At 71.0% G+C, this 13,704-nt stretch carries 13 protein-coding genes; 2 read left to right on the plus strand and 11 right to left on the minus strand.

What is annotated here, in order from left to right; genetic code table 11:
* Positions 1-26 precede the first annotated feature (26 nt).
* From hypF to ACZ4N5_RS18645, 3 genes are read right to left on the minus strand one after another with little or no spacing between them, the layout of a single operon-like run.
* Positions 27-2,387 (minus strand): carbamoyltransferase HypF, encoded by a 2,361-nt coding sequence (gene hypF / locus ACZ4N5_RS18635; protein ID WP_467758139.1) that lies wholly within the window; start codon positions 2,385-2,387, stop codon positions 27-29.
* Positions 2,384-3,223, minus strand: coding sequence for a hydrogenase nickel incorporation protein HypB (gene hypB, locus ACZ4N5_RS18640; RefSeq protein WP_467758140.1), 840 nt, complete (start codon positions 3,221-3,223; stop codon positions 2,384-2,386). Before hypB ends, hypF begins: the two co-directional genes overlap by 4 nt.
* Positions 3,207-3,644 (minus strand): hydrogenase maturation nickel metallochaperone HypA, encoded by a 438-nt coding sequence (locus ACZ4N5_RS18645; RefSeq protein WP_467758141.1) that lies wholly within the window; start codon positions 3,642-3,644, stop codon positions 3,207-3,209. The genes hypB and ACZ4N5_RS18645 overlap by 17 nt, the downstream gene beginning before the upstream one ends.
* An 85-nt stretch (positions 3,645-3,729) precedes the next feature.
* Here ACZ4N5_RS18645 and ACZ4N5_RS18650 point away from each other — a divergent pair, with 85 nt between their 5' ends.
* The gene (locus ACZ4N5_RS18650; RefSeq protein WP_467758142.1) at positions 3,730-4,167 is read left to right on the plus strand and encodes a helix-turn-helix transcriptional regulator; all 438 of its coding nucleotides are present in this window, start codon (positions 3,730-3,732) and stop codon (positions 4,165-4,167) included.
* Here ACZ4N5_RS18650 and ACZ4N5_RS18655 read toward each other — a convergent pair.
* From ACZ4N5_RS18655 to ACZ4N5_RS18690, 8 genes are all read right to left on the minus strand, one after another.
* Positions 4,143-4,247 (minus strand): DUF6893 family small protein, encoded by a 105-nt coding sequence (locus tag ACZ4N5_RS18655; protein WP_376453418.1) that lies wholly within the window; start codon positions 4,245-4,247, stop codon positions 4,143-4,145. The genes ACZ4N5_RS18650 and ACZ4N5_RS18655 overlap by 25 nt on opposite strands.
* A 17-nt stretch (positions 4,248-4,264) precedes the next feature.
* Entirely contained in the window at positions 4,265-4,825 is a 561-nt protein-coding gene (locus tag ACZ4N5_RS18660) for a hydrogenase maturation protease (protein ID WP_467758143.1), read from the minus strand.
* Complete coding sequence (locus tag ACZ4N5_RS18665; RefSeq protein ID WP_467758144.1) at positions 4,822-6,252, minus strand: hypothetical protein; 1,431 nt, start codon at positions 6,250-6,252, stop codon at positions 4,822-4,824. The genes ACZ4N5_RS18660 and ACZ4N5_RS18665 overlap by 4 nt, the downstream gene beginning before the upstream one ends.
* A gap of 1 nt (position 6,253) precedes the next feature.
* Entirely contained in the window at positions 6,254-6,898 is a 645-nt protein-coding gene (locus tag ACZ4N5_RS18670) for a DUF6084 family protein (protein WP_467758145.1), read from the minus strand.
* On the minus strand, positions 6,895-7,629 hold the full coding sequence (locus tag ACZ4N5_RS18675) for a DUF5947 family protein (protein WP_467758146.1): 735 nt from the start codon (positions 7,627-7,629) through the stop codon (positions 6,895-6,897). Before ACZ4N5_RS18675 ends, ACZ4N5_RS18670 begins: the two co-directional genes overlap by 4 nt.
* A complete protein-coding gene (locus ACZ4N5_RS18680) occupies positions 7,626-8,537 on the minus strand; it encodes a NifU family protein (RefSeq protein WP_467758147.1) in 912 nt (303 codons plus the stop codon). The genes ACZ4N5_RS18675 and ACZ4N5_RS18680 overlap by 4 nt, the downstream gene beginning before the upstream one ends.
* A 76-nt stretch (positions 8,538-8,613) precedes the next feature.
* Positions 8,614-10,395 carry a nickel-dependent hydrogenase large subunit gene (locus tag ACZ4N5_RS18685; protein WP_467758148.1) on the minus strand — a complete coding sequence of 594 codons (1,782 nt, stop codon included), beginning with the start codon at positions 10,393-10,395 and terminating at the stop codon, positions 8,614-8,616.
* Between the two features lie 54 nt (positions 10,396-10,449).
* A complete protein-coding gene (locus tag ACZ4N5_RS18690; protein WP_453279951.1) occupies positions 10,450-11,532 on the minus strand; it encodes an NADH-quinone oxidoreductase subunit B family protein in 1,083 nt (360 codons plus the stop codon).
* A 367-nt stretch (positions 11,533-11,899) separates the two neighbouring features.
* On the opposite strand from ACZ4N5_RS18690, the gene ACZ4N5_RS18695 reads away from it, so the two are divergent.
* A complete protein-coding gene (locus ACZ4N5_RS18695; protein WP_467758149.1) occupies positions 11,900-13,606 on the plus strand; it encodes a subtype B tannase in 1,707 nt (568 codons plus the stop codon).
* Positions 13,607-13,704 lie beyond the last annotated feature (98 nt).

Below are 13,704 nucleotides of genomic sequence, written 5' to 3' on the forward strand. Positions count from 1 at the left end.
TGACTCGCTACAGCGCTCCTGTCGCGCTAGTCCCGTGCTCGGGCGGCGACGATCAGCTGCCCGAGGGCCAGACCGCCGTCGTTGGGGGGAACCCTGTGGTGTCTCAGTACGGTGAAGCCGTCCCGTTCCAGGACGGCGCCACAGCCCTCGGTGAGCAGGGCGTTGCAGAACACCCCGCCGCTCAGGGCGACCGTGCTGATGCCGGTCCTCTCTCGCGCCACCGTGCACACCTCCAGGACCAGATCGACGACGGCCCGATGGAACCGACGGGCCACCGGACCGGCCGTGACACCGGCCCGGACGTCCGCGACGGCGGCGGCCAGGACCGGCGCCGGATCGGCGATCAGCGGCACCTCGGGGTCCTGACGGACCGCTCTCAGCATGAACCGGTACGCGTCGTTCCGCTCGTCGTCGGCGAGCGGGCCCGCCAGGTCGTCCAGTGCCGCGTTCTCCAGTTCCATCGCCGCCTGCGCCTCGTACTCCACCCGGTGGCAGACCCCCGCGAGCGAGGACACCGCGTCGAAAAGGCGTCCCATGCTGGACGTGGGAACGCAGTTGAGCCCCCGTTCCAGCTGCCGTTCGAGCAGCCGCCGCTCCTCGGGGGTGGCGGCCGCGGCGCACGGCAGCTCGTCCCGCCAGGGCAGTCCCGCCGCCCGCAGATGCGACAGCGCCATCCGGTAGGGATTGCGTACGGCAGCGTCGCCGCCCGGCAGCGGCACATAGCCCAGATGAGCGAACCGCCGGTATCCGTCGTAGTCGGCGAGCAGCACCTCACCGCCCCACACGGCACCGTCGTCGCCGTAACCGGTCCCGTCGAACGCGACCCCGATCACCGGCGCCGATCCGTCGAGACCGTGCTCGGCCATCGCCGAGGCGACGTGGGCGTGATGGTGCTGCACCTGGCGCAGCGTCAGGCCGCGGGCCTCGGCGGCGCGCCGCGCCCACTGGGTGGCGCGATAGCCGGGATGCCGGTCCGCGACCAGCAGACGCGGCGCTACGGCGGTGAGGTCCGTCAGATGGCCGGTGGCCCGCTCGAACGCGGTCAGGGTGGCCAGGTCGTCCATGTCCCCGACATGCGCGGACAGCCAGGCGTAGCGGCCGTCCCCGGCGCAGAACGTGTTCTTGAGGTCCCCGCCCACGGCCAGCGCCGGGACCACCGGCACCGGCAGCGCGATCGGGAAAGGGGCGTAGCCGCGCGAGCGGCGGACCGGAAGCTCGGCGCCGGCGCACACCCGAACCACCGAGTCGTCGCAGGGCACATGGATGGGACGGTCGTGGGCGAGCCAGGCGTCGGCGAGCCCCGCCAGCCGGGTCAGCGCCTCGGCGTCGTCGGTGACGATGGGCTCGCCCGAGCGGTTTCCGCTGGTCATGACGAGGACGGCCGGGCCCGGCGGATCACCGGGCAGCCCCAGAAGCAGCCGGTGCACCGGGGTGTACGGGAGCATGAAGCCGAGGTCGGGGCTGCCGGGCGCGACCCCCGCCGCGATCTCCTCGCCCGCCCCCGCGCGGCGTCGCAGCAGGACCACCGGTTTGCGCGGACCGAGGAGCAACTCCCGCTCCACCGGGCCGACATGGGCCAGCCGCCGGACGGTCTCCAGCGAGCCGGCCAGCACCGCGAAGGGCTTGCCGCCGCGGTTCTTGCGCTTGCGCAGGGTGCGGACGGCCGCGGGATCGCCCGCGTCGCACGCCAGGTGGTAGCCGCCGATCCCCTTGACCGCCACCACGGCGCCCTCGGCCAGCAGCCGCCGGGCCTCGGCGAGCGCCTGCCCGTCGCTCAGCTCGCCGGGATCACCGGGGCCGGTGCGCAGGGTGAGCCGGGGGCCGCAGGCGGGGCAGGCGATCGGCTGGGCGTGGAAGCGCCGGTCGGCCGGGTCCGCGTACTCACGGGCGCAGTCCGCGCACATCGGGAAGCCCGCCATGGTGGTGCTGTCCCGGTCGTACGGCAGCGAGGTCACGATGGTGAACCGCGGACCGCAGTGCGTGCAGGTGATGAACGGGTGCCGGTACCGCCGGTCGGCGGGGTCCGCGAGCTCGCTCAGACACGCGTCGCAGGTGGCGGTGTCCGGGGAGACCAGCGTGCGGCCGGGCCCGCCGGAGGAGGGGCGGATGGTGAACACCGAGCCGTCGTCGACCAGGGGCACGGCACGGTGTTCGACCGACTCGACGACCGCGAGCGGCGGCGGCCGCGTCCCGATCCGCGCGCAGAAGGCCGCCACGTCGGCGGCCGGCCCCTCCACCTCGGCCTCGACGCCCCGCGCGTTGTTGGTGACCCAGCCGGTCAGCCCGAGTTCCTCCGCGAGGGTGTACACGAAGGGCCGGAATCCCACTCCCTGGACGACGCCCGTGACGGTGATGTGCCTGCGCTCGCGCCCCGGGGTCCGTTTCACCGCGCGTGCCCCTGCTCCCGGCTCCGGCCGGCTCCGGCTTCCCGCTCATGAGGGTGTCCGTCGGTGTGCGGGTGCCCGTCCGCGCGCCCGTGCCCGTCCGTGTGCGCGTGTTCGTGGCCGTTCTCGTGGCTGTGCAGGTACCGCTCGTGCTGCCGCGCCAGGACGGGTACGTGCGTCTCGTCGCCGGCCGCGCACCGCAGGACGTGCTCCAGCAGAGCGTCGACCCCCTGGCCGGTGCGGGCCGAGGTCTCCAGGACCGGCACGCCGGGATTGACCTGCTGGACACCCCGCAGGAACGCCTCCCGGTCGAAGCCCACGGCGTCCGCGATGTCGGTCTTGGTGATCACGACCAGGTGTGCGAGTCCGAAGGCCGCCGGGTACTTGACCGGCTTGTCCTCGCCCTCGGTCACCGACGCGAGCGCGACGCGCAGGGTCTCCCCGAGGTCGTAGGAGGCGGGGCAGACGAGATTGCCGACGTTCTCGACGAACAGCAGCCGGGTGCCCTCGGGCAGCCAGCCCTCGAGCCGCCGCTGGAGCATGCCCGCCTCCAGATGGCACAGCCCGTCGGTGAGGATCTGCTGCACCGGTGCGCCGGAACGGGCCAGCCGGATCGCGTCGTTCTCGGTCGCCAGGTCGGCGGTGACGGCGGCGGCCGGCGTGCCGCCCGCGACGGCCCGCGCGAGCAACTGTTCGAGCAGGGCCGTCTTGCCGCTGCCCGGACTGGACAGCAGGTTCACCGCCACCGTGCCGCGGTCACCCAGATAGCCCCGCAGGGCCAGCGCGTTCTCGTCGTTCTTGGCGAGCACGGCCTGATGCAGGTCAACGGTGCGGCACATGGCTCGCCTCCTCGTCGCGTACCGGCAGCCCGGACGGCGCGGCCCCTGGCCCGTCGTCCGCGCTCTTCCCGTCCGGCGGCCCGTCGGCGAGCATCACCCGGACGATCTCCAGTTCCCGGCCGCAGAGCAGGGTCAGCGTGGCCCCGCACACGGCGCACCACAGCACCGGAGGCATCCCGGTCGGCGCCTCGCGGCCGCAGCCGTCGCAGCGCCCCCGTGCTTCGACAGTCTCGATCAGCAGACGGGCCCCCGCCAGCGCGGTGCCCTCCGTCGCCAGGCCGAACGAGAAGTCCAGCGCGTCCGGAACCACTCCCGCGAGCTCGCCGATCCGCAGGGTCAGCGACGCGACCGGGCGGCCCTGTTCCCGCACGGCCTCCTCGACCTGTTCGACGACCGCCACGGCGATGGACAGCTCATGCATGGCCCTCACCTCCCGCTGTCGAGCCGCCGGGCGCCGCGGCGCCCGGATGTGAGGCTCCCGCCCGGCTGGTTACTCTGAGAAGACGATGACTGGGCATGAGGTCGAGCGACGCGCTCTGCTCACCCCGGTGCTGCTCCTGTTGCTGGCCGAACGCCAAGGTCATGGCTATGAACTGGTGCAGCGCCTGGGCGCTTTCGGCTGCGGCGACGCGGATCAGGCGCATGTGTACCGGCTGCTGCGGGGCATGGAGAGCAGCGGTGAGGTCACCTCGCACTGGCATGCCTCGGAGAGCGGTCCCGCGCGCCGTGTCTACGCGATCACCCAGCAGGGCGCGATGAACCTCGCCCTGTGGTTCGTCCGACTGGGCGAACTCCACGGCACCCTGCATCTCTTCCTCGAGCGGTATGTGCAGCTCGAGGATGTCGGTGGCCGCGCGGGGCGCGAGGGCGGGAGTCCGGGCGCCGGCGCGCGTCCACCGGATCACGCGCGTACGGCGGATCACATGCGCCGCATGCGCAAGTAGCGGCGGATGTCCGACAGGTTCCTCGCGACTCCGTAGGCCACTACGAGGCCCGCGGCCAGGCCCACCCATTGCCATTCCATCCTTGCCTCCATCGTGGTCAGCTCCTCTGGGGTACAGAGGTAGCGCGGTGTACCAGGTCGAGCACCAGGTCGGCGGCGGCCCCCACGGCATCGGCCACCGGGGGTGTCAGCCCCATGCCCTCGTTCGTGTCGCGGGGTTCGCAGCCGATGACGTACACCTCCTCGGGGAGCGTGCCGCCCGCACCGGCGTGCAGATCGTGCAGCAGGGCCAGCACGGTGGCGGGGTCCATGGCGTGCGTGTCCAGCGGCCCCGGCTCGGGCCGTGCGGCAGGGGGTTCGGGGCCGACGTCGATCGTGTAGAGCGTGCCGGGCGGGCCTCCGCGGCTGACGGTGTCCACCAGCACGAGGACCTGGTAGCCCTCCAGCAGCCGGTAGGCGAGGTGCACTCCGCGGATGCCGGCGTCCATCAGCTCGACGCCGGGCGGCAGTTCGGGGGTGCGTACGGCGAGCCGCCGTACGGTCTCCACCCCGAACCCGTCGTCCTGGAGGAACACGTTGCCGACTCCGGCGACCAGAATCCGGCGGGTCTCGACCCGTTCGGCCGTACCGGACGGGTCGGCGTGCTCAGGTCCGGTCATGTCGGCTCCTCCTTCAGCGGGGCCACCTCGTCGGGCTTGAAGTACAGGAAGCGGCCCTGGGCACGGCGTACGTCGGTGCCGGGATCGTCGTCCACCACGACGGCGAGATGCGTCTCGCCGTCGAGGTCGCCGACCACGGCCTCGACCGTCGCGTGCCGGCCGTAGAGGAAGGCGTCCTGGGCGTCGGAGCGGCGGGCGCCGGGCGTGAGCCGGACCCTGCTGCCGGCCCGTACGGTCTCGCCGTCGACGATGACGACGCCCGGCACCTCGGTGGCCTCGGCGTCCTGCGCAGGGTCCCACCAAGGGTGTCCGGGGCCCTGAGGCAGGCTCAGCCCGGTGTCGGGAGCAGGGGGGAGCGGCTCGTCGGCAGGGGCGTCGCCGGTGATCTCGCGCAGCCCCCGGATCGCCCCGTGCAGCCGTTCGCGGACCGCCTCCGGCATGTCGTCGACCAGGTCGATGACCCCGGCGGCGCGGGCGTCCGTGCCACGGGCCTCGCGCTTCTCCCGCTCGGTGAGCGCTGCCGTGCGCAGCGAGAGGATCTCGTCGATCTCGGTGGCGTCGTAGAGGGGCCCCGGGCTCTCCTCGGCGACGGCGGGGTGATCCTCCAGGATGATCGGCGAGGACAGCATGACGTCGTCCGTGCCGGGCGGTCCCGCGAGCACGGGCCAAGTGTGGTCGTTCCGGCAACTCGCGGCGGCCGGGCGGGCCCACTCGGGCGGGTCGGTCAGCGACAGGAACCGTCCCCCGGGCACGCCGAGCAGCAGATGCGTGCCGATCAGGCTGTGGGCCAGGGCGGTCTCCCGGTCGGTGCCGGCGTGCTCCGGGGCGGCGGTGGTGTTGTGCACGCCCACCGTGAGCCGCAGCACCCGGTAGGGTCCGGGCAACTCCTCGATACGCGGGCGCAGTTCGCCCGTCAGTCGCCGCCTGCGCCGCACCAGACGGCCCAGCGTCCGGCCCTCGGCGTCGGTCACCGGCTCGTATTCGACGGCGTCCGGCAGGTCGAACCGTACGGCGTGGACGGCGGCCTGATCACCCATCAGCTCGGCGAGCGACTCATGGATCAGGACGCGTTCCTCGTGTCCCTCGTCCCACGGCACCAACACCCGGTCGGGAAGATCGAGTTCGGGTACCTCCGTGTAGCCGCCGTCGGCGTCGAGCCGTTCGACCGTGCGCCGCCGCACGTGCAGGAAGCGCAGTTCGGCGTGGAGCCGGTCGCCTTCGCGGGGTTCCAGCAGACACTCGGTCCGCTGGACGGAGTGTTCTCCGGTCGTGGCGGACCAGGCGGGTGGCACCAGGACGCCGAACTGCCAGCGCAGTTGGTTCTTCGCGGCCGAGGCGCGGTAGGGGTAGAGGACATATCCCTCGAACAGGACGGCGTCGGCCACCGTGCGGACCTGCTCGAATTGGTTCTCCAGGGGATTGCTCATCTCAGTCGGCCCCCTTCTTCGCGTCGGCGGTGGCGAGGAGTTCGTCGAAGACCCGCTCCCAGGACGGCAGGGCGCGCGCGGAGCGGTAGCGGCGCAGGGCGTCCAGCACGTCCAGCCGCACGCGCAGCCAGCCCGAGTTGGGGAAGTACTGCTCGATCATGTTCCGCCACACGTCCACCGGCATCCGGTACGACGTCTCCTTGTGCCAGGGCACCGGCTCGGCCCGGAAGCCGTCCCGGCCGGTGAACACCGTGCCGGAGAAGAGCAGGAGCAGCGGGACCTCGCCGCGGGACAGCGCCCGGAAGTACGACGCGGACGCGACCTCGGTGTCGTACGTGCAGGGCACCGGGAGATCGACCTCCGTCGAACCGGTGAACCCCGGCACTGTGATGGAGGCGTGGGCGAACTGCAACGGCTTGAGCGTGCTGTTCCAGCGGCTCGGCTCGCCGAACAGGTCGCCCAGCATGCCGACTTCCTCCGGTTCGTAGGACCGCCCTGCGGGCTCGATACGGATCTGGCAGCGCAGCGCGAGAGCGTGCACCGGCTGGTGGTCGGCCTCCTCGATGCGCAGCCCGAACAGCAGCGTGGGCCCGGCTCCGTACGGCTCGGGGCGCACACCGGTGCAGGTGAACTGGAGGTCGGTCACGGGGCGCCCCTGGTGTGCGTGGCCGGGCCCGTGGACGGTGCCGGAGCGGCCGGGGGACCGGCTTCCCCCGATGCGGTGGAGGGCTCGGGTCGCGCCGATGCGACGGTGGGCCCGGGTTCCGGGTCCAGCGGCCGGGCGGCCGCCGTGATCCGCTCGAAGAACTCCGCGATGTCCGCCCGTGCCTCGGTACCGCCGTCGAAGCCCTTCCAATGCAGCCGCATCCGGCCGACCAACTCGTAGCAGACGTCGACCGGGACGAGCGTGCAGGTGACCGAGTCGCCGCGTCCGCGGTGCAGCAGCAGCGCCTCCACATCGGGTTCCAGCAGTTCCGCGAGCCGGCTGCGTCCGAGGACCGCGTCCCAGGTCTCCGGATCGAGCTCGCTCTCGGTGGCGCCCGCCGGGCTCGGATAGAAGGCCGCGAGCCGGTCGAGTTCGGAGTTGCGGAAGAAGAAGGCGAGCGCGACCGGGATCTGCAGCCGGTTCCAGTCCGACTCGTCCAGGTCGAACCCGGGATCGGTGAGATACCGGTCCGGGACGGCCCGGAAGCGGCCCTGCCCCGCACCCGGCCGGGTGAAGAGCAGATGGCAGGGCGGGCAGGCGCATTTGAGCGACCGCCGGGAGGTGTCGACGAGGTGCCGGTGCGCGGCGGGCAGCGGCTCCCCGCACAGGTCGCAGCGCTCGCCCTCCGGCGGCGGCCTCCGGGTGAACTGCTTGAGGACGTCGGTGGTCATGGCCCCGCCCCCAGCAGCTCGCCGGGCAGTGCCACCCGCACCGACCCGTCCTCCTCCAGCAGCGGGACGGGCTCCAGGTGGCCCTGGTCGCCCCGGCCCGCCCGGTGCACGTCGAACTCGGCGGCGCAGCCCGCGCACCGCAGCAACTCGCCCTCCAGGGCCGCCGGAGCCAGGCTCGCGGCACAGACCGGGCAGCGGTCGCGGTAGGCGTACAGCTGCCCCGGCAGACGGACCAGCAGCAGCGTGCGGCGGGCGACCTCGGTGACCCCGGTGGCCCGGTCGCCCACCGGCAGCGCGCGCGGGCCGAGGGTGTACCAGCGCGCCGGATCGCCCGGTTCCGCGGGTGGCGCCGCCTCGCCCGGTGCCTCATCCGGGCGGTGCGGCAGGATCTGGAGCAGCGCCGGCTGCGGGCTCTCCTCGGCCATTCCCTCGACCTCGATGTGCTCGACCTCGGGGGCGATCCTGGCGACCGCCTCCTCGATGGTCCAGCGCACGGTCTGGGTGGAGGACGGACAGCCGTCGCAGCTGCCGCGCAGTTTGAGCCGCAGCGTAGGGCCGTCGGCCGCGTCCAGGTCGAGCCCGGCCACCTCGACGTCGCCCGCGTGCGAGCCGAGGTAGGGGCGGACCTTGTCGAGGGCGCGGCCCACTCGGGTCGCGGTGTCCTCGGGATGCAGATCGTGCAGGATCAGCAGATCGCTGACGAGTTCGTCGGCGGTGAGGACGGCGAGGGGATCCGCGCCGTCCGGGGCGGAGCGCAGCAGGCGTACGGTCCGGGCCAGGCCCTCGCCGTAGAACTCCATGAGGCAGCGCACTAGTTCGTCCGCGGTGTCGCGCGCCTCCGGTCCCGCCTGCTGCGCCAGCTCGTCGAGCAGCGCGCCTATCCGCTCGCCCGTCTCCTGTCCGGCCATCGGCAAGCCCCTCTCCTGGGAAAGGTCAGATCCTGCGGGAGGTCAGATCCTGGGGAAGGTCGGATCCTGGGGGAGGTCAGACCGCCAGTCCGCTCAGCCCGGTCGGCAGGTGCGTCTGCTGGACGGTCTTCCCGCCGCCGACGTACATGTGCACGCCGCACGGCAGGCACGGGTCGAAGCTGCGGACGGCCCGCATGATGTCGATGCCCTTGAAGTTCTCGGGCGGGTTCTCCTCGAAGATGGGGGTGTTCTGCACCGCGTCCTCGTACGGGCCCGGTGTGCCGTAGCTGTCGCGCACACTGCCGTTCCACGGCGTCGGCGGATACGGGTGGTAGTTCGCGATCTTGCCGTCCCTGATCACCATGTGGTGGGACAGCACGCCCCGGACCGCCTCGGTGAAGCCGCAGCCGATCGACTCGTCCGGCACGTCGAACTTCTCCCAGGTCTGGGTGCGTCCGGCGCGCACCTCCTCCATCGCCTGCTCGGCGAAGTAGAGGGCGGCAGCTGCGGCGTAGGCCTGGAAGTAGGTGCGGGCCCGGTTGCGTTCGAGGGCGTTGCTCCACTGCGGGATCTTCCACTCCAGCGCCATCTCCGGCTTGGTCATCGTGCGCGGCAGGTTGATCTGCACGCTGTGCCCGGTGGCCTTGATGTAGCCGATGTCGACGAGTCCGGACAGCGCCGTGGACCAGAGCCGGGCGATCGGGCCGCCGCCGGTGTCCAGGGCCAGATGGTCGGTGCCGTCGAACCAGCGCGGAGACATGACCCAGCTGTACTTGTCCTCGAAGTCCCGCTTCTGCGGGGCCGGGATGGTGTGCTGGTTCCACGGGTGCCGTTCGTCGACGGGGTTCCCGAGCGGGTCCCGTTCGACGAACTTCTCCATGCCCGACCAGTCCTCGTAGTACGAGCTGCCGAGCAGGATGCGGATGCCGAGGTTGATGTCGACGAGGCTGTTGGTGACCAGATTGCCGTCCACGACGACACCCGGGGTGACGAACATCCGCCGGCCCCAGTTCTCCATGTTGGCGTACTGGAAGTCGCAGTACTCCGGGTCGTTCAGCGCGCCCCAGCACCCCAGCAGCACACGGCGTCTGCCCACTTCCTCGTACCCGGGCAGTGCCTCGTAGAAGAAGTCGAAGAGGTCGTCGTGGAGCGGGACGACCCGCTTCATGAACTCCACGTAGCGGGTGAGCCGGGTCAGGTAGTCGGTGAAGAGCTGGATGGTCGCGACCGTGCCGACGCCGCCCGGGTAGAGCGTGGAGGGGTGCACATGGCGACCCTCCATCAGACAGAACATCTCCCGTGTGTAGCGGCTCACTTGGAGCGCCTCACGGTAGAACTCGCCCTCCAGCGGGTTGAGCGAGCGCATGATGTCGGCGATCGTGCGGTAGCCGTGGTCGGCCGCGTGCGGGGCCTCGGTGCGCTCGGCGAGTTCGAGCACGCCGGGGTTGGTCTCGCGGACCATCCGCTCGCAGTAGTCCACGCCGACCAGGTTCTCCTGGAAGATGTTGTGGTCGAACATGTACTCCGCGGCCTCGCCGAGGTTGATGATCCACTCGCCGAGGTGCGGGGGTGCCACGCCGTACGCCATGTTCTGGGCGTAGACCGAGCACGTCGCGTGGTTGTCGCCGCAGATGCCGCAGATCCGGCTGGTGATGAAGTGCGCGTCGCGCGGGTCCTTGCCGCGCATGAACACGCTGTACCCGCGGAAGACGGACGAGGTGCTGTAGCACTCCGCGACCCGCTTCGCCTTGAAGTCGATCTTGGTGTGGATGCCGAGACTGCCCACGATGCGGGTGATCGGGTCCCACGACATCTCCGTGAGGCCGTCACCGGCCGGCTTGTTCGTCGCCGTCGCCATGGTGCCGCGCCACCTTCCTGTCGAGTGTCCTGCTCAGCGGGTGGGTAACCGTGGTCACCACGGGGCCTTGTAGCCGGTCGTGAGCTCCTCGCCCTTGCCGCGCCACTTCGGTTCCTTGTCGACGGTCTTCGCGGTGATGTTCCGCAGCCGCCGTATGACCGATCCGTAGATACCGCTCGCCGTCGCGGACACATGGCCGCCCGGCGGCTCGTCCATGAACGGCATGAACTTGTCGGGGAAGCCCGGCATGGTGCAGGCGATGCAGATCCCGCCGACGTTCGGGCAGCCGCCCACGCCGTTGATCCAGCCGCGCTTGGGCACATTGCACTTGACCACCGGGCCCCAGCAGCCGAGCTTGACCAGGCACTCCGGCGATCCGTACTCGGTGGCGAACTGCCCCTGCTCGTAGTAACCGGCACGGTCGCAGCCCTCGTGCACGGTGGCGCCGAACAGCCAGGTCGGCCGCAGCTCCTCGTCCAGCGGGATCATGGGTGCCGCACCCGCCGCCTGGTACAGCAGGTAGAGCAGGGTCTCGGAGGCGTTGTCCGGGTGCACGGGGCAGCCCGGGATGCAGACGATCGGAATGCCCGCCTTGGACTTCCACTCCCAGCCCAGATAGTCCGGCACTCCCATCGCGCCGGTCGGATTGCCGGCCATCGCGTGGATACCGCCGTACGTCGCACAGGTCCCGATGGCGACGACGGCGAGCGCCTTGGGGGTGAGGCGGTCCAGCCACTCACTGGTCGTGATCGGCTGACCCGTCTCCGGATCGTCGCCGAAGCCGCACCAGTACCCCTCCGGCTTGACCCGCTCGTTCGGTATGGACCCCTCGACGACCAGCACGAAGGGCTCCAGCTCGCCGCGGTCGGCCTTGAAGAACCACTCGACGAAATTGTCCGCGCCCTGAACGGGCCCGCACTCGAAGTCGATCAGGGGCCAGTGGACCGCCACCTTGGGCAGCCCTGGCAGGGCACCGAGCGCCAGCTCCTCGATGCTCGGCTGGGTCGCGGCGGTCAACGAGACCGAATCCCCGTCGCAGCTCAGCCCCGCGTTGATCCAGAGAATGTGGACGGTCGGGTCCTCCTGCGCGTCGTCCTGCGCGGCGGGATCGGCCGTCGTCGCGGTCGGGGCGTTCATGAGCCCTCCTGGGAATCAGCTCATTCAGGTCATAACTGGCCAAACAGCTTTTCCCATGGTTACCGCCCAGGTGCGCCGACGGTAAGTGTGAACGGGCCCTATCGCCGCCCCGCACCCGTGTCCGTGGCGGCGGGTCGTGTGGCGGCCATCGGACGGCGCGAAATGTTCGCAAAATTGCTGGGTATTTTGTTAACAATCTTGTAGCGTGCGTGACGCCTTGGGCCCGAGGTGTCAGTGGATCACTCGATACGCAACAAGAGGAGACCCCATGCAGTCGCTCTCGGAATCCTCCGATCGAGCAGCCTCCGCCCGTCCGGCGGGTGAAGGGCAAGGACGCGCCCCCGGCCGCGGGCGTCGTGTGAGGGGCATGGCGATAGCGGGCTCACTCGCCCTGACGGCGTTCGCGGTGCCATCGTCCGCGGTCGCGTCCCAGGGGCAGACCGCGTCGCATGCGCATGTCGTGGACCCGGAGGACGCCGCTCTGGCCTTCGACGCCGGCGCCTACACGACACTCACCGTCACCGTCGACGGGCAGCCGATCAAGGTGCGCTCCTACAAGGAACTCTGCTACGTCGCCGACCCGGTCGCCGCGGCCGCGCAGCAGTCCGGCATCAACGGTTCCACCACCATCGCGAACACGCGCTGCGGCTACGAGAGCGTGAACGTCTTCGTGCCCGAGAGCGCCTTCGACGACCAGCGCGCGCCTGTCTACTTCGCGGTGAACAACGCGGGCTGGATGGCCAGTTACATCAAAGCGAGCGTCACCGACGGCGCCTCCTACAACAGCGCGACGAGCAACGTCGGCGCGGCGCTGAAGGCCGGGTACGTCTTCGTGGACGTCGCCAACCGCAGCCGCGGCCTGGCCGGCGCCGACGGATCCTCGCCGGGCAAGGCCCCCGCCGCGGTGGTCGACGCCAAGGCCGCGGTGCGCTATCTCCGTCTCAACGACGCCGCCATGCCCGGCAGCGCCGAGCGGATCGTCGTCAACGGCACCAGCGGCGGCGGCGCGCTGTCCTCGATCCTGGGCGCCTCGGGCAACAGCGCCGAGTACGACTCCTACCTCGCCGCGATCGGCGCGGCGGGCATCGACTCCAAGGGCCGCAGCACCCTGCGCGACGACGTGTTCGCGGTCAACGCGTACTGCCCGATCACCGACCTCGGCAACGCCGACACGGCCTACGAGTGGCTCTACAACGTCCTCGGCACCCGCGACGCGACCGGCTCGAACGCCACGCCCGAGGACGCCGCCGAGATCGTGGCCGGGTTCCCCGCGTACGAGAAGAGCCTCAAGCTCCGTAACCCCGACGGTTCCAGGCTGACCGCCGACGACATGCTCGACACGATCAAGAAGGAGGTGATCCGCTCCGCGGAGACCTATATGAAGGCCGACCCGGCCAACGACGTTCCGGCGCTCGGAGCCACCTTCGACATCACGTCCGGCGGGCCCGGCGGGACCACCACCAAGTCGTACGTCAACGACTGGATCGACGTCGACAACGCGACGGACAAGGTGCTGTCGGTCGACATGGCGAAGTACCTGAAGTTCGTGGCCACCCAAGCCACGTTGAAGACGACGCCCGCCTTCGACGCCGTGGGCGTGCACGGGAACACCACCAGCCGGACGGAGACCAACCTCTTCGGCCCGTACACCCAGACGTACATGAACTACACCGAGTGGAGCTGGAACCACAACGACGTCGCCGGTGACGGCAGCGGCACCGACGACACCGGGCTGACCTGGGACCAGTACACCGGCAGGAAAAGCACGACTCTCGACGACCAGATCCATCTGATCGACCCCATGGACTTCGTCGGCACGAGCGCCGACACGGCGCCCAACTGGTACGTCCGCAACGGCACCCGCGACCGGGACACCTCCTTCATCATCTCGGTCAACCTTGACCGTGCGCTGGAGGCGGACAAGCTGGTCAAGAACGTCGACTACCGGCTCGCCTGGAACCAGCCGCACGCCGGCAACTACGACGTGCCCGAGGCCATGGCCTGGATCGCCGAGGTGGTCGGCAAGGCCGGCGACCCGCTCGCCACTCCCCACCACGGCCCCTTCGCGCGCTAGCCGCACCGGCCGAGCCAGCCGTGAGCCGCGGGGTCCCGTCCTGGGGGCGGGGCCCCGTTCCGGCGGGAGGGCCCCCGGCTGGCGGTAGGGCCCGTGTC

The sequence above is a fragment of the Streptomyces sp. NPDC026500 genome (genome assembly GCF_055567635.1).